This is a genomic window from Nocardioides sp. NPDC000445, from assembly GCF_040300245.1.
Taxonomy (GTDB): Bacteria; Actinomycetota; Actinomycetes; order Propionibacteriales; family Nocardioidaceae; genus Nocardioides.
Genome location: NZ_JBEPDH010000006.1, coordinates 160,956 through 179,797 on the forward strand (window position 1 = coordinate 160,956; position 18,842 = coordinate 179,797).

At 70.9% G+C, this 18,842-nt stretch carries 19 protein-coding genes and 1 riboswitch; of the genes, 9 read left to right on the plus strand and 10 right to left on the minus strand.

Annotation, left to right across the window (positions count from 1 at the left end):
• Positions 1 to 39: 39 nt before the first annotated feature.
• The 4 genes from ABT304_RS10170 to ABT304_RS10185 all read left to right on the plus strand — a co-directional run bounded on the left by ABT304_RS10170 (position 40) and on the right by ABT304_RS10185 (position 4,178).
• Positions 40 to 1,404 (plus strand): acyl-CoA dehydrogenase family protein, encoded by a 1,365-nt coding sequence (locus ABT304_RS10170; RefSeq protein ID WP_350714900.1) that lies wholly within the window; start codon positions 40 to 42, stop codon positions 1,402 to 1,404.
• On the plus strand, positions 1,404 to 2,618 hold the full coding sequence (locus ABT304_RS10175; protein ID WP_160022764.1) for an acyl-CoA dehydrogenase family protein: 1,215 nt from the start codon (positions 1,404 to 1,406) through the stop codon (positions 2,616 to 2,618). Before ABT304_RS10170 ends, ABT304_RS10175 begins: the two co-directional genes overlap by 1 nt.
• Before the next feature lie 19 nt (positions 2,619 to 2,637).
• Positions 2,638 to 3,174 carry a nucleosidase gene (locus ABT304_RS10180; RefSeq protein WP_350714901.1) on the plus strand — a complete coding sequence of 179 codons (537 nt, stop codon included), beginning with the start codon at positions 2,638 to 2,640 and terminating at the stop codon, positions 3,172 to 3,174.
• A gap of 74 nt (positions 3,175 to 3,248) precedes the next feature.
• Complete coding sequence (locus tag ABT304_RS10185; RefSeq protein WP_350714903.1) at positions 3,249 to 4,178, plus strand: patatin-like phospholipase family protein; 930 nt, start codon at positions 3,249 to 3,251, stop codon at positions 4,176 to 4,178.
• 22 nt (positions 4,179 to 4,200) lie between these two features.
• Here ABT304_RS10185 and galK read toward each other — a convergent pair whose 3' ends face one another.
• Together galK and ABT304_RS10195 are read right to left on the minus strand one after the other, a co-directional pair.
• Complete coding sequence (gene galK / locus ABT304_RS10190) at positions 4,201 to 5,361, minus strand: galactokinase (protein WP_350714904.1); 1,161 nt, start codon at positions 5,359 to 5,361, stop codon at positions 4,201 to 4,203.
• A 128-nt stretch (positions 5,362 to 5,489) separates the two neighbouring features.
• Entirely contained in the window at positions 5,490 to 6,065 is a 576-nt protein-coding gene (locus ABT304_RS10195) for a LysR family substrate-binding domain-containing protein (protein ID WP_350714906.1), read from the minus strand.
• 104 nt (positions 6,066 to 6,169) lie between these two features.
• Positions 6,170 to 6,233, plus strand: a riboswitch (guanidine-III (ykkC-III) riboswitch).
• A 10-nt stretch (positions 6,234 to 6,243) separates the two neighbouring features.
• Here ABT304_RS10195 and ABT304_RS10200 point away from each other — a divergent pair.
• Together ABT304_RS10200 and ABT304_RS10205 are read left to right on the plus strand one after the other, a co-directional pair.
• Entirely contained in the window at positions 6,244 to 6,558 is a 315-nt protein-coding gene (locus ABT304_RS10200) for a DMT family transporter (protein ID WP_160022778.1), read from the plus strand.
• 108 nt (positions 6,559 to 6,666) lie between these two features.
• Positions 6,667 to 7,350, plus strand: a complete 684-nt coding sequence (locus tag ABT304_RS10205; protein WP_160022780.1) for a TetR/AcrR family transcriptional regulator — start codon at positions 6,667 to 6,669, stop codon at positions 7,348 to 7,350.
• Between the two features lie 12 nt (positions 7,351 to 7,362).
• On the opposite strand, the gene ABT304_RS10210 is transcribed toward ABT304_RS10205, so the two are convergent.
• Positions 7,363 to 8,268 carry a cation diffusion facilitator family transporter gene (locus ABT304_RS10210; protein ID WP_350714908.1) on the minus strand — a complete coding sequence of 302 codons (906 nt, stop codon included), beginning with the start codon at positions 8,266 to 8,268 and terminating at the stop codon, positions 7,363 to 7,365.
• A 63-nt stretch (positions 8,269 to 8,331) separates the two neighbouring features.
• Here ABT304_RS10210 and ABT304_RS10215 point away from each other — a divergent pair, with 63 nt between their 5' ends.
• The 3 genes from ABT304_RS10215 to ABT304_RS10225 all read left to right on the plus strand — a co-directional run bounded on the left by ABT304_RS10215 (position 8,332) and on the right by ABT304_RS10225 (position 10,926).
• A complete protein-coding gene (locus tag ABT304_RS10215; protein WP_350714910.1) occupies positions 8,332 to 9,123 on the plus strand; it encodes an isocitrate lyase/PEP mutase family protein in 792 nt (263 codons plus the stop codon).
• Between the two features lie 8 nt (positions 9,124 to 9,131).
• Positions 9,132 to 9,893 carry an MOSC domain-containing protein gene (locus ABT304_RS10220; RefSeq protein ID WP_350714912.1) on the plus strand — a complete coding sequence of 254 codons (762 nt, stop codon included), beginning with the start codon at positions 9,132 to 9,134 and terminating at the stop codon, positions 9,891 to 9,893.
• Between the two features lie 73 nt (positions 9,894 to 9,966).
• Positions 9,967 to 10,926 (plus strand): lipid kinase, encoded by a 960-nt coding sequence (locus ABT304_RS10225; protein ID WP_350715097.1) that lies wholly within the window; start codon positions 9,967 to 9,969, stop codon positions 10,924 to 10,926.
• A 12-nt stretch (positions 10,927 to 10,938) separates the two neighbouring features.
• Here the strand turns inward: ABT304_RS10225 and ABT304_RS10230 are convergent, their stop codons facing one another.
• The 7 genes from ABT304_RS10230 to ABT304_RS10260 all read right to left on the minus strand — a co-directional run bounded on the left by ABT304_RS10230 (position 10,939) and on the right by ABT304_RS10260 (position 18,835).
• Positions 10,939 to 11,832: an SMP-30/gluconolactonase/LRE family protein gene (locus tag ABT304_RS10230; RefSeq protein ID WP_350714913.1), complete on the minus strand. Its 894-nt coding sequence runs from the start codon at positions 11,830 to 11,832 to the stop codon at positions 10,939 to 10,941.
• Positions 11,833 to 11,978: 146 nt separating this feature from the next.
• Positions 11,979 to 13,166 (minus strand): ABC transporter permease, encoded by a 1,188-nt coding sequence (locus ABT304_RS10235; protein WP_350714915.1) that lies wholly within the window; start codon positions 13,164 to 13,166, stop codon positions 11,979 to 11,981.
• Entirely contained in the window at positions 13,163 to 14,044 is an 882-nt protein-coding gene (locus tag ABT304_RS10240) for an ABC transporter ATP-binding protein (RefSeq protein WP_350714917.1), read from the minus strand. The genes ABT304_RS10235 and ABT304_RS10240 overlap by 4 nt, the downstream gene beginning before the upstream one ends.
• An 86-nt stretch (positions 14,045 to 14,130) precedes the next feature.
• Complete coding sequence (locus ABT304_RS10245; RefSeq protein ID WP_350714919.1) at positions 14,131 to 14,802, minus strand: response regulator; 672 nt, start codon at positions 14,800 to 14,802, stop codon at positions 14,131 to 14,133.
• Complete coding sequence (locus ABT304_RS10250; RefSeq protein ID WP_350714921.1) at positions 14,799 to 16,166, minus strand: sensor histidine kinase; 1,368 nt, start codon at positions 16,164 to 16,166, stop codon at positions 14,799 to 14,801. The genes ABT304_RS10245 and ABT304_RS10250 overlap by 4 nt, the downstream gene beginning before the upstream one ends.
• A gap of 57 nt (positions 16,167 to 16,223) precedes the next feature.
• Positions 16,224 to 17,522, minus strand: a complete 1,299-nt coding sequence (locus ABT304_RS10255; RefSeq protein ID WP_350714922.1) for a DEAD/DEAH box helicase — start codon at positions 17,520 to 17,522, stop codon at positions 16,224 to 16,226.
• Positions 17,523 to 17,680: 158 nt separating this feature from the next.
• Positions 17,681 to 18,835: a zinc-binding dehydrogenase gene (locus ABT304_RS10260; protein WP_350714923.1), complete on the minus strand. Its 1,155-nt coding sequence runs from the start codon at positions 18,833 to 18,835 to the stop codon at positions 17,681 to 17,683.
• Positions 18,836 to 18,842 lie beyond the last annotated feature (7 nt).

Sequence of the window (18,842 nt, forward strand, 5' to 3'; positions counted from 1 at the left end):
GTGTAGACCGCGTTGTAACTCCAAGTTACAGTTCTACCCATGAGTATCCTCCAAGGCCTACGTGGCGGGATCGCCAACGGCGTCCCGTCCGGCGAGTCGCGCGATCCGATCGGGTTCGCCGTGGCCGGTCTGCGCAAGCTCTCGCAGAGCCCTGCGCTCGACCGGCTCGGTGTCCGCAAGCAGACCGAGCAGGTCGTCTTCACGGTGACCCGTGGCGGGTTCAAGACGATCGCGGCGACCAGCCGGGCGTTCAAGAAGAAGGGCAAGCGGGGCGCCCCGGGCGTGCGCGTGCCCAACGCCATCCCCCAGGGCGTCTTCGACCTGACCCCGAGCGAGGACGAGCAGATGCTCGTCGACGTGGTCACCGAGTTCGCCGCCGAGGTCGTACGTCCCGCCGCTGCCGAGGCCGACGAGGCCTGCGCTGCACCGGACGATCTGCTCAAGTCGAGCCTGGAGATCGGGCTGCCGATCCTGGGTGTCCCCGAGGAGCTGGGCGGCATCTCCGAGACCCGCTCCGCGGTCGCCGGCACGCTGGTCGCCGAGGCGCTCGCCAAGGGCGACCTCGGCCTGGCCGTCGCCGCCCTGGCACCCGGTTCGGTCGCGACCGCGCTGGGCCTGTGGGGCACCGACGAGCAGCAGCAGACGTACCTGCCGTCGTTCACCGAGGGCAACGTGCCCGCGGCCGCGTTCGCCCTCAACGAGGACAAGGTCCTCTTCGACGTGCTCTCTCCGTCGACCACGGCGACCCGGACCGCCGACGGCTACGTCATCAACGGCGCCAAGTCGCTGGTCGCCCGCGGTGCCGAGGCCGAGCTCTTCGTGGTCGGCGCCGCCCTCGACGGCAAGCCGGTGCTGTTCCTCATCGAGTCCTCGACCGACGGCCTGATCATCGAGTCCGAGCCGGCGATGGGCGTACGCGCCGCCTCGCTGACCAAGCTGACGCTGACCGACGTGAAGGTGCCCGCCGCGGCGGTTCTCGGCGAGACCGACGGCTCGACCTACACCGAGGCCGTGCGGCTCTCCCGCCTCGCCTGGTGCGCGCTGTCCATCGGCGTCGGCCAGGCAGTCCTCGACTACGTGACGCCCTACGTCAAGGAGCGCGAGGCCTTCGGTGAGCCGATCGCCCACCGCCAGTCGGTGGCGTTCATGGTCGCCAACATCGCGATCGAGCTGCAGGCGATGCGTCTGGTGACCTACAAGGCCGCCAGCCGGGTCGCGCAGGGCATCGACGCGACCCGCGAGATCGCGCTGGCTCGCAAGCTGTGTGCCGACAAGGGCATGCAGATCGGCCTCGACGGCGTTCAGCTGCTCGGCGGTCACGGCTTCGTCAAGGAGCACCCGGTGGAGCGGTGGTACCGCGACCTGCGTGCGATCGGGATCATGGAAGGCACGGTGCTGGTCTGATGGCCATCAATCTGGAAGACCCCAAGAAGCTCAAGCCGCTGCGCGAGCAGGTGCACCAGGTCGCGATGAACATGCTGCGACCGATCTCGCGCAAGTACGACAAGGCCGAGCACGAGTACCCCACCGAGCTCGACATGCTCGCCGCCATGGCCGATGGCCTGGCCGAGTCCGGGCAGGGAGAGGGCGCGGGCGCCACCGGCGTACGCCGCGACTCCAAGCCCGACGACGGCAAGGTCAAGAACGGCGCCAACATGTCCTCGGTCCTCTCCGTCTCGGAGATGTGCTGGGGCGACGTCGGGCTCACGCTGGCGATGCCGCGCCAGGGCCTGGGCAACTCGGCCATCGCGTCGGTCGCCAACGACGAGCAGCACGAGCGCTTCGACGGCATCTGGGCCTCGATGGCGATCACCGAGCCCGGCACCGGCTCCGACTCGGCCAACATCAAGACCACGGCCACCCTCGACGGCGACCACTACGTGCTCAACGGCGAGAAGATCTTCGTCACCTCCGGTGACCGCTCCGACGCGGTCGTGGTGTGGGCGACTCTCGACAAGGAGCTCGGCAAGGCTGCGATCAAGTCGTTCGTGGTCGAGAAGGGCACGCCGGGGATGAAGGTCGAGCGTCTCGAGCACAAGCTCGGGATCAAGGCCTCCGACACCGCCACGATCACCTTCACCGACTGCCGGGTGCCTGCGGAGAACCTTCTCGGCAGCCCCGAGATCAACGTCAAGGAGGGCTTCGCCGGTGCGATGGCCACCTTCGACAACACCCGTCCTCTGGTCGCCTCGATGGCGGTCGGCTGCGCCCGCGCGGCGCTCGACTACACCCGCGACCTGCTCGAGAAGGCCGGCGTCGAGATCGACTACGACCGGCCCGCTCACCTGCAGTCGGCGGCCGCGGCGAAGTTCATCCAGCTCGAGTCGGACTACGAGGGCGCCTATCTCCTCATGCTCCAGGCGGCCTGGATGGCCGACAACCGCCAGCCCAACTCCAAGGAAGCCTCGATGGCGAAGGCCAAGGCCGGCCGGATGGGCTCGGACGTGACCCTGTCCTGCGTCGAGCTGGCCGGCACCATCGGCTACTCCGAGGGTGAGCTGCTGGAGAAGTGGGCCCGCGACTCGAAGATCCTCGACATCTTCGAGGGCACCCAGCAGATCCAGCAGCTGATCGTGGCACGACGGGTCCTCGGGCTCTCGTCGGCGGAGCTCAAGTAGGTCAGTAGGGTTCGGCGCCATGAGCGTTCTTGTGGTGTCGGCGACCAAGGCCGAGGCGACCCATGTTCCTTCCGGACTCAAGGTGGTGATCACCGGGATGGGGAAGGTGGCGGCCGCCTCGGCCGTCTCGCGTGTGCTGGCGTCCGACAAGACCATCCGGCAGGTCGTCAACATCGGCTCCTGCGGTGCGCTGCGCGACGGTCACACCGGCACCTACGAGGTCGGGACCGTGCTCAACCACGACTTCTCCTCCGCCGCCATCCGGGCACTGGGTCACCCGGTCGAGGACGCGCTGGAGGTCGGCGAGTCGGACATCGTCTGCGCCACCGGCGACCTCTTCGTGACCGACACGGTCGTACGCGCCGAGCTCGCCCAGCGCGCTCACCTGGTCGACATGGAGGCATTCGCCGTCGCCTGGGCCTCCCGGGAAGCCGGTGTCCCGGCACGCGTGGTCAAGCACGTCTCCGACAACGCCGACGAGACCGCCCTCGACTGGGCCGACGTCGTCGACCGCTCGGCCCGCGACCTGGGAGCCTGGCTCGCCGCCAACGTGTGACGTGCGCCCCTGTCCGGGCGTGTCGGAGCGACCCGATGCCACGTCCTACTCCCCAGTAGCATCACAATCCAGGGGTGGACGCATTGCAATCGGGAGTGGTCGAGCTGCTCCGGTCCCGTCGTGGCCGGGACAGCGGGAACAAGGATGACGGGGCGACCCTGGCCCTCGTGATCGAGGGCGGCGGGATGCGCGGGATGCTGTCGGCGACGATGGCCGCGGTGCTCGCCGACCAGGGCCTGGTGGATGCGGTCGACCTGGTGGTCGGCACCTCCGCCGGCGCGGCCAACGCGACCGCGGTGGCGGCCGGAACGATCGGCGCCTTCAGCGAGTCGTACGCCTCGGTGTTCGCCTCGCCCGAGTACATCGGCGCGGGGCGGATGCTGCGGCGCAAGTCGATGGTGGACACCCGCGGGATCACCGCACGTTCGGCGGAGCTGTTCGAGTGGTCGCTGGCGCTGCGTGACGGGGCGCCGCGGCTGGCTGCGGTGGCCACCGACGTGGTGACCGCGAAGGCGGTCCCGCTCACGGACTTCAGCGATCCCACCGACCTCGCGGACTCGGTGATCGCCTCGAGCCAGCTGCCCCTTGCCGGAGGGCTCCCGGTGACCGTACGCGGCCGCCGCTGGCTCGACGGCGGCCTGATCGAAGCGGTGCCGGTCGCCGCGGCGGCGGCGCTCGGCGCGACGCACGCGATCGTGCTGGTGACCCGCCCGTTCGGGACGGCGCCCAGCTACGGTCCGGCCGACCGGGTCATCGAGCGCTACCTGCGCCGGGTGAACCCGGAGCTCGGCGAGCTCTACCGGACCCGCCCGGAGCGCTACCGCAGCACGGTCGCCGAGATGAGGGCCGGGAACTGTGCGGGCGTACACACGCTCACCTTCGCGCCCGATGCGGGCGACCCGATCCCGGGTCGTACCGAGACCGACGTCGATCTGCTTCGCGCGGCCCGTCAGGCTGCGACCGGCACGGCGACCCGGATGCTGGCCGAGGCGGGGCTGGTCTGAGTCGGCGGGCGGGCCGGGATGCTCACCGAGGTAACTCGGTGAACATCGCGCCCGCCGACGGCTCGGCGATGAGGTGGCCCGGGGCGCCGTAGCCGGCCCCGGCGAAGGCCTTGTCGATCGCGGCACCGACCGCCTCGACCGCATCGCGGGGAAGGATCGAGACGATCGATCCGCCGAAGCCGCCACCGGTCATCCGGGCACCGTCGGCACCGGCGTCGACCGCGGTCGCGACGGCCAGGTCGAGCTCGGGGACGGAGATCTCGAAGTCGTCGCGCATCGAGGCGTGCGAGGCGGCGAAGAGCTCACCGATCGCGGCCCAGTCGCCGCCGCCGAGCGCGGTCACGGTCGGCTCGACGCGGGCGATCTCGGTGACGATGTGGCGCGCCCGGCGGCGTACGACCTCGTCGTCGAGGGACTCGACCTGGTCCAGGGTGGCCCCGCGCAACGAGCGTAGCCCGAGGTCGGCGGCGGCCTTCTCGCACTGGGCACGTCGGGAGGCGTAGCCGCCGTCGGTCAGCTGGTGCTTGACCCGGGTGTCGGTGACCAGGATCGTGCGCTCGCCGAGGGCGAGCGGGACGCTGCGGTGCGCGCCGGAGTCGAAGTCGATCAGCAGCGCACCGCCGGCCTCGGCGAAGACCGCGACCGACTGGTCCATCCCGCCGGTCGGCGCCTTGGCGACCTCGGTCTCGGCCCGGATCCCGGCCGCGACGACCGCTCGCTGCAGGTCCTCGTCGAGGGTCCGGCCGGCGATGCCGAGCGCCGCCACCGCGGTGGCGCACTCGACGGACGCCGACGAGGACAGGCCCGCGCCGAGCGGGACCGACGACTCCAGGTGCATGTCCAGGCCACCGGTGACGAGGCCGGCCTCCCGCAGCGTCCAGAGCACTCCCGCGACGTACGCGGGCCAGCCCTCGATCTCCGGACCGAGCTCATCGATGTGACCGGTGAACAGCTCGGGCTCCTGGCCCGTGGCGATCCGGATGACGCCGTCGGTGCGCGGCGCGGCCGCGGCGTAGGTGGCGTGGGGGAGTGCGACCGGCAGCACCAGCCCGGCGTTGTAGTCGGTGTGCTCGCCGATCAGGTTGACCCGTCCCGGCGCCCTCCCGACCACTGTTGCCTCGGCGCCGAAGGTGGTACGCAGCGCCTCGATCGCGCGCGCGGAGAGGTCGGTCGGTTCGAGCATGGGGGAAAGTCTGCCGCGTGTGCGCGGCCCGCGCGGACCCGGGTCGCTCAGTAGACCGCGATCACCCGGAATGGGATCCAGGCGGAGCAGATGTCGCCAGGCGTTCCCCCTGGCATTTGCCGGGGGCCTCAGTGGCGAGAGGAGTTCCGCGAGCGGCCGCGGACGATGCCGATGAAGGTCTGCACCCGCTCGTCGTCGTTGTCGATCAGCCAGGCCAGGCCGACGGTCGTGGGCTCGATGCCGGTCACCGGCCGGGAGACGGCGTCCTTGCGGTGGTAGAGGCGGGCGATCGACATGGGCAGGATCGCGATCCCGGTGCCGGCCGCGACCGTCTCGACGGCATCCTTCTCGCTCATCGCAGGCCACTTCAGCTGCTCCGCGGACGGCTTCCAGCCCCCGCGCTCCGGGAGGACGAGCTGCTCCTCGGCGAGGTCGTCGAGGGTGACCTCATCGAGCAGCGAGAGCAGGTGCTCGTGGCTCATCACCGCGACCGGCTGCTCCTCGTAGAGCGGGATGCAGTGGAGGCCGTCGCGGTCCACGGGAAGGCGTACGAGGCACATGTCGAGCTCGCCCTCGCGCAGCAGCCGCTCCTGGTCCTCCTCGGTGACCGGGACCAGCTCGAGCCGCTCACGGCTGCGCTCTCGCCAGATCCGGGCCCACTTGTCGGGGGTGGCTCCGGTGACGAAGCCGACGGTGAAGGTCACCTGCGCATCCTCTCATCGATCGGTGCTGAGTCCCGCGCTGAAGAACGCGTCGTTGCATGCTGCTGCGAAGTTTCTATCGTGTGACAGGTTTGCTAAGGTCGAAGACGTCAGCCGAGACCGGCTGCCGGACGAGGGAGCCGTACCCGGAAGCGCGACAAGACGGCCGTCTGGAGTGGTCATGTCCTGGCTTTTTCTTGTGGTATCCGGTGTCCTCGAGGCCGTGTGGGCGCTCGCCCTGGGTCGAACTGAGGGGTTCTCGCGGCTGGTCCCGTCGATCGTCTTCGGCGTCGCCCTGATCGGCAGCCTGGTGGGCCTCGCGATGGCGATGCGCACCCTGCCGATCGGCACTGCCTACGCGGTCTGGGTCGGGATCGGCGCCGCGCTCACCGTCGGCTACTCGATGGTGGCGGGAGACGAGGCGATCAGCCCCGTACGCGTCGTGCTGATCGTCGCGCTCGTCGGCTGTGTCGTCGGGCTCAAGCTCACGCACTGACCGGTTCGAGGGCGGACACGTGCTCGGGCGCTTGACTCTTTCGATATGAGTGCGAAACTTACCCTCTCCAATGTTATCTATCGCACGACAGAAAAAGGCGATGCCACGGTGTCACAGATCTCGCCGCGCCCGGGTCGCGGCCGTCCACGGCTGCTCCCCGGAAAGATCGCGGCGAACCCCCGAGATCAGATCCTCGCTGCCGCTGCCGAGCTCTTCGTGAGCCGCGGCTATGCCGGCACCACCACCCGCGAGATCGCGGACGGTGCCGGGCTGAGACAGGCCTCCATCTACTACCACTTCGGCAGCAAGGAGGAGATCCTCGCGGTGCTGCTCGAGCGCTCGGTCCAGGACCGGGTCGAGCAGGCCGGGAAGATCGAGGCCGGGATGGGGTCGGTCACGCCCGACGTCGGCCTCTACGCCCTCGCCGTCAGCGACATGAGCGCGCTGGTCGCCATGCCCTACAACATCGGCATGCTCTACCGCCTGCCCGACGTCATCGCCTCGCCCGTCTACGACCGCTACGGCCATCTCCGCGGTGACCTCGTCGCCGGCTACAGCCGGGTCGCGGAGCGCGCCGCGGGGGAGCGGGTCTCGGCGAGCAGTGGCGAGCCCGGGCTCGGCGAGCTCCTGGTGCAGATGGTCGAGAGCGTGGTCAGCCTCCGCCGCGAGGACCGGGTCGGCAGCACGACCGTCGCCACGATCGCCTCGGCCTGCCTGCGCCTGTGCGGAGTCGCCGAGGACGCGATCGAGCAGGCGCGGGAGGCGGCTCTCACCGCGCTCGCGCGGGCCTGACCTCAGCGAGCCTCAGTGCATCCCGGGCTCGTGGGCCAGGTGCGTCTCGGGCTCGAGCTGGAAGGTGGAGTGCTCGACGTCGAAGTGACCGGCCAGGCAGGCCTGGACCCGGTCGAGGACCTGCGGCGCGCTGCCGTCGAGGAAGCACTCCGGGAGCAGGGTCAGGTGGGCGGAGACCGCGGGCAGGCCCGAGGTGACCGTCCAGGCGTGCAGGTCGTGCACCTCGACGACATGGTCGACCTGGAGCAGGTGCCGGCGCAGGTCTTCGACGTCGACCTCGGCCGGCGCACCCTCGAGCAGGATCCGGCCGCTGTCGCGGAGCAGACAGACCCCGGCGTACGTCATCAGGGCGACGACCACGAGCGAGGCGACCGGGTCCGCCCGGGTCCAGCCGGTGAGCAGGATGACGACCGCGGCGACGAGGGTGCCGATGAAGCCGTAGAGGTCGGAGAGGACGTGCTGGTAGGCGCCCTCGACGTTGAGCGAGGTGCGGTTGGCGCGCGCCATCAGGGCGGCCGCGAGGATATTGACGCCGCAGCCGACGAGCGCGACCACGAGCATCGGCCAGCCCTCGGCGTCGGGCGGGTCGATCAGGCGCCGGATCGCCTCCACGCCGACGACCGCGGCGAAGACCAGCAGGGTGATGCCGTTGAGCGCCGCGGAGAGGATCTCGGCGCGCTTCCAGCCGTAGGTCCACTGGCCGTGCGCCGGCCGCGCCGCCAGCCGCATCGCCCACAGCGCCGCCGCGATCGCGCCGACGTCGGTCAGCATGTGGCCGGCGTCGGCCAGCAGCGCGAGCGAGTCGGCGAGGATCGCGACCGTCACCTCGCCGATCAGGAACACACCCAGGAGCCACATCGCGGCGATCAGGTAGCGCCGGTCCGCCGCGGGTGAGATGTGTTCGTGATCGTGCCCCATGTTCGATGAGTCTAGGTCGGATTCTCGCGTGCGCTCAGCAGGCGGTCGTGGGATGGTGCAGCCATGTCGAAGGCCGATGAGTTCTTGTCGCTGCACGTCCCCGGAAGCCCGCTGCTGATGCCCAACGCCTGGGACGCCGGCTCGGCGAAGGTCCTGGCCTCGCTGGGCTTTCCGGCGCTGGCCACGACCAGCAGCGGGTACGCCGCGACCCTGGGCCGTCTGGACGGCCAGGTCACCCGCGACGAGGTGATCGCGCACGCCACCGCGCTGGTCGAGGCGGTCGAGGTGCCCGTCTCGGCCGACCTGGAGGCGGGCTTCGCCAGCACCACGGCCGAGGTCGAGGAGACGTTCCGGCTCGCCGTCGCCGCCGGCCTGGCGGGCGGGTCCATCGAGGACTACGCCGGGAACGAGAAGGACACGATCTACTCCATCGAGGAGGCCGCCGAGCGGGTCGCCGCCGCGGCCGGGGCTGCTGGTGACCAGTTCGTCCTCACCGCCCGGGCCGAGAACCACATCCGTGGCCGCGACGATCTGGACGACACGATCGCCCGCCTCCTGGCCTATCAGGACGCCGGCGCCGATGTGCTCTTCGCTCCCGGCGTCATCGCCGTCGAGGACGTACGCCGCCTGGTCGATGCCGTCGACCGCCCGGTCAACGTCCTGCTGCTGCCGGGCGGCCCGTCGGTTCCCGAGCTGGCCGAGGTCGGCGCGGCGCGCATCTCTGTCGGTGGCGCGTTCGCGTTCGCCGCCCTCGGGGCGGTCAAGCGGGCCGCGGAGGAGCTGCTCGGCGCAGGCACGACCGGCTATTCGGAGCTGGCGGCCGAGGGTGCCAAGGCCTTTCGCAGTGCTGGTTGACTGGCCCCGTGATCGATGAGCTGAAGGTCGTGCGAGCGGGGTTCGCGCCGATCAAGGGGACCAGGCACCTGCCCCACGACCGAGTGGAGCTCGACGCCCAGGGGGTCGTGGGAGACCGCGGTTTCGCGCTGGTGTCGGTCGACGAGACCGCCCCGGCCCGCGGGCGGGTGCTGCGGACCGTGCAGCACCCCTCGCTGGTCGCCGTGCGGGCGGACCTGGCCGGCGATCGGCTCGAGGTCGAGCTGCCCCACGGCGAGACCGCCACGGCGGAGCCGGGCGCGACGGGCGAGCGGCTCACCTGCGACTACTGGGGCAGGGAGGTCGAGCTGGAGCTGCTCGGCGGCCCGCACGCGGCGCTGTTCTCGAGGTGGCTCGGCCGGCCGGTGCGGCTGGCCCGTGCGCGTCGCGGCGACGTGGTCTTCGCCGGTTCGGTGTCGGTGGTGACCACGGCGTCCCTGCGCGACCTCGCTGGCCAAGTAGGGGCGGACGCCTTGGACGCCGCGCGCTTCCGGCCGAACCTCGTGGTCGAGACCGACGAGCCCTACGCCGAGGAGACCTGGCTCGGCCGGGAGATCCGGGTCGGCGGGGCGACGCTCCGGATCGGCGTACCCATCCCACGCTGCGCCGTGATCGACAGCCATCCGGAGACGGGGGAGCGGGACGTACGTCTGCTGAAGACGCTCGCCTCGCACCGCCCGCTCAACCGCGCCGGCGAGCCGGCGTTCGGGGTCTTCGCCGAGGTGGTCACGCCCGGCACCGTGGGCCCGTAGCCGGCCGCACAGGCCACGCACAGGAACGGGCCAGCGCGGACTCAGGTGGACTGCGTACGCTCCTGATGTGGATATGCAATCGCTGTTGTCGCGCGACTCCGTGAAGGTCGCCCTCGTCGTCAACGCCGGCTCGCGCCGGGGACAGGACGCGCTGGCGTCGTCGGAGGAGATGCTGCGGTCCGCAGGGATCGAGGACGTGCACTCCTACGCAGTCCACTCGGGGGAGGAGCTGGAGGCCACGCTCGACAAGGTGGCCGCCGAGATGCCCGACCTGCTCGTCATCGGCGGCGGCGACGGGTCGGTGGGTGCCGCCGCGGCCCGGATCGCCGGCAGCGACGTCGTGCTGGCGGTGCTGCCGCTCGGCACCGCCAACGACTTCGCGCGCACCCTCGAGCTCGACCAGGACCCGCAGACCGCGGTCGAGCAGATGCTCGAGGGGAAGGTCATCAACGTCGACATCGGGCGTGCCAACGGCCACGCCTACCTCAACGTCGCCTCCTTCGGTCTCTCCGTCGCGGTGACCGAGGCCCTGAACCCGCGCCTGAAGAAGCTGATCGGGCCGGCGGCCTACCCCGTGGCGACGCTGCAGGCCTACCGCCACCACAGGCCCTTCACCGCGCGGCTGGAGTTCCCCGAGGGCGACCACGACACGGTGGAGCTCGACGACCTGCTCCAGGTCGCGGTCGGCAACGGCCGTCACTACGGCGGCGGCAACACCGTCTCGCCCACCGCCTCGGTGGACGACGACCTCCTCGACGTCTACGCCATCGTCCGGGGCCGTATGCGCGACCACGTCTCCATCGCGCGGCTGCTCAGGAGCGGCCACTTCATCGAGCACGACCAGGTGCACCACGTGACCACCTCGGCGGTGCGGATCACGACCGACGAGGCGATGCCGGTCAACCTCGACGGCGAGATCGTCACCGAGACGCCGACCGACTTCACCCTCGAGAGCAACGCGCTCCACGTCGCCGTACCGATCCGCAGCCGCGCCGGCCGCCTCGACGGCCCGCCGCCTGACGTCCAGAGCTGAGGACGAGCGGGACTAGGGGCGTCCCGCCCGGGGCACATCGACCCGGATGGCCAGCAGCCGTGCCTCGGTGTTGGCCTTGCGCGGCTCCTCGAAGAAGTCGGGAGCGGCACAGACGTACAGGGTCCTGCCGTCGCTGCCGCCCAGCATGCAGGCGAAGACGCCGCCACCCGGCTCGATCTGCTCGAGGATCTCGCCGCCCTCGGCGACCCTGACCAGACGTCCGAAGACCGCGTCGGCGGTCCACACCGCGCCCTCGGCGTCCAGGCAGCAGCCGTCGGGCGCGAGCACGGCATCGCCCATCGCCTCCGCGAACGCGGTGTGCGTGCTGAGCTCACCGAACTTCGCCCAGGTCCGCCGGTTGCTCAGCGACCCGTCCTCCGCGATGTCGAACGCGCTGATCCGGTTGCCGCAGGTCTCGTCGACGATCAGCGTGCCGTCGTCGGTGATCACGCTGCCGTTGGGGAACCACATGTCGTCGGCGACCTCGGCCACCGTCCCGTCCGGGTCGACCCGCAGCAGCACCGTCGGCGCCACGTCGGCGCCGGCCATGATGTCGAAGCCGAAGTTCCCGACGTACGCCCTGCCCTGCTCGTCCACCACCATGTCGTTGAGGTGGTGGCTGACATGGCCGCTGAGGTCGGCATGGGTCACCAAAGAACCGTCCGACTCGCGGCGCAGGATCCGGCGGTCGCGCATCGAGACGACCAGGAGGTGCCCGTCGGGGAGCCAGCCCAGCCCCGACGGCTGCCCCGGCACGTCCGCCTCGACCCGGAGATCGGACCCGTCCTCCTGGGCCGAGTAGACCTTGTGGGAGTAGAAGTCCACGAACCAGATCCGGTCCTGGTGCCACCGCGGGCACTCCAGATAGTGCATGTCCTCCACAACGGTGGTGATCTCTCGGGCCATGTCCATGCTCCTCAGGTCGACTGCCCCCATCATGCCGAGAAGTCAGGTACGTCGGGCGAGAAGTCACTCACGCGAAGCGAGATGGCACCGCGGTGACATCTCGGCCGACGCAAGTGACGTCTCGGCCGACGGGGGCGACGGCTCGGCTACTCCTCCAGGCGCCAGGCGGCCTTGAGGGAGAGCTGGCCGCCGGTCTGGAGCAGGGCGCGGCTGTAGAGACGCTCGGCGAGGCGTACCAGGGCGACGCCGAAGGCGAGGAGCAGGATCACGGCGATGATCGGCTCCCACCAGGCCGCGGTGCCCTCGACCAGGCGCATCGGCATGAGCACGGCCGAGAGCGGCGGAACGTACGAGCCGATCTGCTCCCCGACTCCGTCGAGGTAGAGGGCGCCGAAGAACATGACCATGAGCAGCATCGTGATCGGGGTGGAGGAGGACTGCAGGTCCTCGGTGCGGGAGGCGAGCGCGCCCGCGACCGCCCACAGGGTCGAGAGCACCACGAAGCCGATCAGGAAGAAGACCACGAACCAGCCGATCGCACCGGACAGGGCCGGCAGGGCGAAGCTGAAGTCGGTCAGGCTCAGCCCGACGAGTCCGACGGCCACATAGATCAGCATCTGCCCGACGGCGATGACGGCGTTGCCGATGATCTTGCCGGCGAGGAGCTGCCGCAGCGGTACGGCAGCGGCGATCATCTCCACGATCCGCGACTGCTTCTCCTCCACGACGCTGTTGGCCAGGGTCATGCCGAACATGATCGAGGCGAAGTAGAAGACGATCGCGAGCGCGTACCCGACGACGTAGCGGATCGCGGACAGCTCGCTGTCGCCCTCGAGCTGCTCGACTCCGACCGCCGAGCCCTCGGTCAGCTCGGTCGCGGTCGTGCCGGCCGCGTCGGCGTTGCCGGCCAGGACGATCGCCTCGACCGACTGGCTGACCACGTCACGCAGCTCGGAGTCGGCATCCTCGAGCGTGACCAGCGTCCAGCCGTCGGTGGCCGGACGCAGATAGGCGTCGGCCTGCTCCTCCTCGAGCGCGTGCCGGGCGGCGTCCGCGTCGTCGACGGCGACCGGCACGATGCGTACCTTCTCGTCGATGTCGGAGGCGCGCTCGGCGATGCCCTCGACCATCGCCTGCGAGGCCGTGGTGGAGTAGGCGAGGTCGTAGGTCTTCTCACGGCTCTCGCTCCACGCGGTGAAGCCGAGCACGCCCACGATCACCGCGAGCATCACCGCGGTGCCGATCAGGGTCGACTTGTCGGTGGCGCGGACCGCGATCTCGCGGCGCGCGACGATCTGCCACACGGGCTGGCTCCGGGCGTTCGACGTGGTCATGCGGTGACCTCCCGGTAGATCTCGGACAGACGGGGTACGACGCGGTGGAAGTCGAGCACGTTGCCGCGGCTGGTGGCCTCGGTGAGCAGCTTCTGCTCGGCACCGGTGGAGACGACCTCGATCTCGGCCTCAGGGCCCGAGACGTCGCGGACGTGGAGCCCCGGCAGGTCGCGTACCCAGCCGGCGTCGCCGTCGAGCACGAGCCGGTAGCGGAGCGCGGCGTCGGCGCGCAGCTCCTCACCCGTACCCTGGATGACCACCCGGCCGCGGGCCATCACCACCAGCCGGTCGCACAGCCGGTCGACGAGGTCGAGCTGGTGGGAGGAGAAGACGACGGGTACGCCGTCGCGAGCATGCTCGCGCAGCAGGTCCGCCATCGCGTCGATGGCGTCGGGATCGAGCCCGGAGAACGGCTCGTCGAGGATCAGCGCCATCGGCGCGGGGACGAGCGCGGCGATGATCTGGACCCGCTGCTGGTTGCCCAGCGACAGCTTCTCCAGCGGATCCTTGGTGCGACCGCCGAGTCCGAACCGCTCCAGCAGCACGGTGATCTCCCGGCGCGCGTCGGCGGTGGGCATGCCGCGCAGCCGCGCCAGATAGACCAGCTGGTCCAGGATCGGCTGCTTCGGGTAGAGGCCGCGCTCCTCGGGCATGTAGCCGAACCGCCGCCGGTCCTCGCGGGCGACCTTGTGCCCCTGCCAGGAGACCGTCCCGGCGTGCGCGGCCAGCACCCCCATGATCATCCGCATGGTGGTGGTCTTCCCGGCACCGTTGCCGCCCACGAACCCGGTGAGCCCACCGGACGGGACCGGGAAGGACACGTCGTCGACGGCGACCATCTCGCCGAAGCGGCGGGTCAGCCCGCTGACCTCGAGCATCGAATCTCCTCTGCGTTGGAAACGAACGAGACCCACGCTATTTCAGCGCCGCGCCGGGCGGATCCGTCGCGAGGATGAGCTCGAACTCACCCGTTGGGCGGGCCGGCGGGGAGCAGGCCGTGACGGTGGATGAAGACCACGGTCTGCACCCGGTCGCGCAGCTGCAGCTTGGCCAGGCAGGCCGACACGTGGGTCTTCACGGTGGCCTCGGTGAGGAACAGCCGGCGGGCGATCTCGTTGTTGCTCAATCCCTCGCCGATGAGCAGCAGCACCTCCCGCTCGCGGGCGGTGAGCAGGTCGAGCTCCCGGGGCGGCTTCGGTCTCGGCGCCGACGGGGCGTTGTCGCTGGTCACCCGGCCGATCACGCGCATCGTGACCTCCGGGGCGAGCAGCGCATGCCCATCGGCGGCGGCCCGCACCGCCTCGGCCAGGGAGTCGGGGTCGGCGTTCTTGAGCAGGAAGCCGCTCGCGCCGGCGGCGAGCGCGTCGAAGAGGTAGTCGTCGCGGTCGAAGGTGGTCAGGATGATCACCTTGGCGTGCCCCTCGGCGACCACCGTCCGTGTCGCCTCGATGCCGTCGGTGCCGGGCATCTGTACGTCCATCAGCACCACGTCGGGCCGCAGCTCGCGCGCCTTCGCGATCGCGTCGGCGCCGTCGGAGGCCTCACCGACCACCGAGATGTCGTCCTCCATCGAGAGGATGAGACGAAACCCCGAGCGCACCAGCTGCTGGTCGTCGGCGAGCAGCACCCGGATCATCGCGCCGCTCCCGCCGACGTGACGAGGGAGTCGAGCGGGAACCGCACCCGGACCCGGAACCCCTGCACCGCTCTGGGCCCGATGTCGACCTCCGCCTTCCGGACGGCCGCGCGTTCGCGTACGCCCAGCAGACCCAGGCCGCTGCCGGAGGTGCCGTGCCGAGGCCGGCCGTTGTCGGTGATCTCGACCTCGGCGTACGGCGCGGCCGCCGCGCGGTCGACGCGGAGCACGACCTGGGCGCGGTCGGCGGTGGAGTGGCGGCGTACGTTGGCCAGCGCCTCCTGGACGATCCGGTAGACCGAGTGCGCCAGCGGAACCGAGAGGTCCTCGACCGGCCCGACGGCCTCGTAGTCGACCTGCAGCCCGCTCTCGCGCACCTCGTCCAGGAGCGCGGGCAGGTCCTCGAGGCGCGGCTCGGGACGGCGTACCTCCGGGCCCTCGGTCTCCTCGTCGCCGGCCGGGTCGCGCAGCGTGCCGAGCAGCGAGCGCATCTGGGTGACGCCCTCGCGCGCGGATGCCTCGACGTTGCCGAGCGCCTCGGCGGCGCCCTCGATGTCATCGGGACGCCCGCGTTCGAGCAGCTTGCGCCCGGCGGCGGCCTGGACGCCCACGACCGCGACATGGTGGGCGACGACGTCGTGCAGCTCACGGGCGATCCGCAGCCGCTCGTCGATCACGGCGCGGCGCTGCAGCTGCCCGGACTGGGCGGCGATGGTCGCGGCCTGCTCGGCGAGCTCGGCCTTCTGCCGTGCGCCCCGCCAGGCGACCTGGCCGCCGACGATCGCACCGGCGAAGTAGAGCAGGTTCATCAAGGTGGTGAGCAGTACGTAGGCGGTCACCGGCCCGATGAGCGAGGAGCCCTCCGCGTCGGCGGTCGACTCCCGGATCTCGTCGATGCCGCTGCCGACCGCGAACTGCCAGGAGAGCCAGGCGAACATGAACAGGGTGATCAGCCCCATCACGACCACCATGTCCCGTCGGCGCCGTGCCCAGGCGGCTCCGGCGAAGAAGGCGACGAAGTAGATGATCTGCATCGGCAGCAGCCCCATCACGGTCGGGAGCCACACCCCGGTGACGAACATGTGCAGCCCTGCCAGGAGCGCGATCGTGAGCGGGAAGCGCCGCCTGAAGACGAGCAGCGCCGCGCCGATCACCACCGCCGTCCACTCGACCCAGGTCGGTGCGTCGCTGGAGTCGAGCGTCCCGACTCCTCGGATCAGCTCCAGGGTGACCAGGCTCGCGACCAGCACGACCGCGCCGACCAGCCAGTCGCCGAGCGTGATCGAGCCTTCCCGCTCCCAGTCGTCGTCGGTCGCGAAGAAGGTCGCCAGCCGGCCGGAGGAGCCGTCGTCGTGCACATTCACCCGGCCACCCTAGTTCCAGGGTCGGGCGCCGTCCTCAGTCTCGAGTCGGAGTTGGGGTCAGCGGCTGCCGGTGGCGCGCTGACGCTTGCGGGCGCGCGAGCCGGGGCGGCTCTTCCGGTTGCCGGTGCCCTCGCCGGCGGGGCGGCGCGGGGGCTGGGCGACGACCGGCACGAACGGGCCGGGCCGGGTGCGCTCGCCGGGAGCCAGCTCGACCAGGATCGGGTGCGAGGGGCCGTCGAGACGGGTGGTGGTCGGCTTGATCCCGGCGGCGCGGGTGAGCGTACGGACGTCCTTGACCTGGTCGGGCAGCATCAGGGTGACCACGGTGCCGGAGGCGCCGGCGCGGGCCGTACGGCCGGAGCGGTGCAGGTAGGCCTTGTGCTCGGCGGGCGGGTCGGCGTGGACGACGAGGGTGACGTCGTCGACGTGGATGCCGCGGGCGGCGATGTCGGTGGCCACCAGGGTGGTCGCCCGGCCCGAGTGGAAGGCCTCCAGGTTGCGCACCCGGGCGTTCTGGGAGAGATCGCCGTGGAGCTCGACGGCCGGGATGCCGGCGCGGCCGAGCTGGCGGGCGACGCCCTTGGCGCCGTGCTTGGTGCGGGTGAAGACGACGGTGCGGCCGGGAGCGGCGGCAAGGTCGGCGAGCACCGGGATGCGGTGCTCACGGGCGGAGAGGTGGAGTACGTGGTGCTCCATCTCGGCCACCGGCGACTGCGCGGAGTCGGCCTCGTGGACGACCGGCTGCTGGAGGAACTGCTTGACCAGCACGTTGACGCCCTTGTCGAGCGTGGCGCTGAACAGGAGGCGCTGGCTGCCCTTCGGCGTCATCGTCAGCAGGCGCCGCACGGCGGGCAGGAAGCCGAGGTCGGCCATGTGGTCGGCCTCGTCCAGGACGGTGACCTCGATCGAGGACAGGTCGGCGTGACGCTGCGCGATCAGGTCCTCGAGCCGGCCGGGGCAGGCGAGGACGACGTCGGCACCCTTGCGCAGGCCGATGACCTGCGGGTTCTGCCCGACACCACCGAAGACGGTCTGCACGCTCAGGCCGGCCTCCGCGGCGAGCGGCCGCAGCGACTCCTCGATCTGACGGACCAGCTCACGGGTCGGGGCGAGCACGAGCGCCCGCGGCTTGCCGGACTTCGCCTTGGCGCCACCCGCGAGGCGGGCGACGAGCGGCAGCAGGAAGGCGTACGTCTTGCCCGAGCCGGTCCGCCCACGACCGAGCACGTCGCGCCCGGCGAGGGAGTCCGGCAGGGTCGCGGCCTGGATCGGGGTGGGGGTGGTGATGCCGTGGTGATCGAGGACGGCGGTGAGGTCTGCGGGCACGCCGAGCGCGCTGAAGGACTGCTGAGACAAGGAGTCAACTTTTCAAGCGAGGTGTCTCGCCATAATGAGTTACCGAGTCCAAGGGTTCGGCGAGAGCGGCCGGGGGCAAGACCGGAACGGGCCGCTGATGGATCAGATACTACCGGTAGGTGATCCATCCACCAGAATCGTCGGTGCCGTGTCTCGGGTCACGTCCACGGATCGACGAGGATCTTCGCGTGCGTCTCCGGGTCGGCCAGGTCCGAGAAGGCCTGGGCGACGCCGTCGAGACCGACGGTGCCGGTGTGCAGCGGCGAGGGGTCTACCTTCCCGCCGGCGATGAGCTCCAGCGTGCGCGCGAACTCCGCGGGGTCGTAGCCGAACACGAACCGCAGGTCGATCTCCTTGTGGATCGCGATCGCGGGCCGAATCGTGTCCGGCTCCATGCACACCCCGACGACCACGACGCGCGTGTGCAGCGGCGCCGCGGTCATGATCTGCTCGAGCATCCCCGGCACTCCGACGCACTCGAAGACGACCGGACCGGTCGGCGACTGACCGAGGCGGTCGGCGTTGAGCAGCACCGTCTCCCAGGGGAGCAGCGGGATGCGGCGTACGACCTGCATCGCGTCGATCCCGAAGCCCAGGTAGTCTGTCAGCGAGCTGACCGGACCGCGCTGCTTGTAGGCGTCCCACGGCGAGGACTCGCGCGGGTCGACGACCACGTCGGCACCGCACTTCACCGCGAGCGCGCGCCGCGCGGGGGAGAGGTCGGAGGCGACCACCGTCTTCACCCCCTGCGCCTTGAGCATGAGGATGACGGCCAGCCCGATCGGACCGCAGCCGATGACGACGGCCGGCCGTCGTGCCGAGACTGCGCCCCGGCGTACGGCGTGGAAGGCGACCGCCAGCGGCTCGGTGAACACGGCCTGGTCGGGCGAGACGCCGTCGGGCACCGGGAAGGTGAAGGCCTCCTGGACGACGCAGTACTCCGCGAAACCGCCGGGGGAGTCGACGTCGAAGCCGACCATGTGGACCGCCCCGTCCGTACGCAGCACCGGCAGCGCCGTCACCGACGTGCCCGGCTCCCAGCGACCGCGGGTCTCCGGGCCGTAGGCCACCACCTCGCCGAGGAGCTCATGGCCCAGCACGATCTCCTGATCCGGCGTCATCGCGGTGGTGTAGCCGATCTCGGTGACCACCTCGTTGAGCTCCTCGGCGTGCTCTCGGACGTGCAGGTCGGAGCCGCAGATCCCGGCGCGCAGCACCTTGATCAGCAGCTGTCCCGGCCCGGGTTCGGGACGCGGGACCGACCGCACGGAGAGCTCACCCTTGTGGACCACGGTTGCGCGCATCTGGTTCATCGACGCC

What these genes read in the sequence shown, in the direction of transcription:
- galK (WP_350714904.1), bottom strand. Translation starts at nt 5,361, where the DNA reads ATGCTCGAACCGACCGACCTCTCCGCGCGCGCGATCGAGGCGCTGCGT.
- ABT304_RS10235 (WP_350714915.1), bottom strand. Translation starts at nt 13,166, where the DNA reads ATGACCACGTCGAACGCCCGGAGCCAGCCCGTGTGGCAGATCGTCGCG.
- ABT304_RS10225 (WP_350715097.1), top strand. Translation starts at nt 9,967, where the DNA reads ATGCAATCGCTGTTGTCGCGCGACTCCGTGAAGGTCGCCCTCGTCGTC.
- ABT304_RS10240 (WP_350714917.1), bottom strand. Translation starts at nt 14,044, where the DNA reads ATGCTCGAGGTCAGCGGGCTGACCCGCCGCTTCGGCGAGATGGTCGCC.
- ABT304_RS10210 (WP_350714908.1), bottom strand. Translation starts at nt 8,268, where the DNA reads ATGGGGCACGATCACGAACACATCTCACCCGCGGCGGACCGGCGCTAC.
- ABT304_RS10230 (WP_350714913.1), bottom strand. Translation starts at nt 11,832, where the DNA reads ATGGCCCGAGAGATCACCACCGTTGTGGAGGACATGCACTATCTGGAG.
- ABT304_RS10200 (WP_160022778.1), top strand. Translation starts at nt 6,244, where the DNA reads ATGTCCTGGCTTTTTCTTGTGGTATCCGGTGTCCTCGAGGCCGTGTGG.
- ABT304_RS10215 (WP_350714910.1), top strand. Translation starts at nt 8,332, where the DNA reads ATGTCGAAGGCCGATGAGTTCTTGTCGCTGCACGTCCCCGGAAGCCCG.
- ABT304_RS10245 (WP_350714919.1), bottom strand. Translation starts at nt 14,802, where the DNA reads ATGATCCGGGTGCTGCTCGCCGACGACCAGCAGCTGGTGCGCTCGGGG.
- ABT304_RS10180 (WP_350714901.1), top strand. Translation starts at nt 2,638, where the DNA reads ATGAGCGTTCTTGTGGTGTCGGCGACCAAGGCCGAGGCGACCCATGTT.
- ABT304_RS10175 (WP_160022764.1), top strand. Translation starts at nt 1,404, where the DNA reads ATGGCCATCAATCTGGAAGACCCCAAGAAGCTCAAGCCGCTGCGCGAG.
- ABT304_RS10260 (WP_350714923.1), bottom strand. Translation starts at nt 18,835, where the DNA reads ATGAACCAGATGCGCGCAACCGTGGTCCACAAGGGTGAGCTCTCCGTG.
- ABT304_RS10170 (WP_350714900.1), top strand. Translation starts at nt 40, where the DNA reads ATGAGTATCCTCCAAGGCCTACGTGGCGGGATCGCCAACGGCGTCCCG.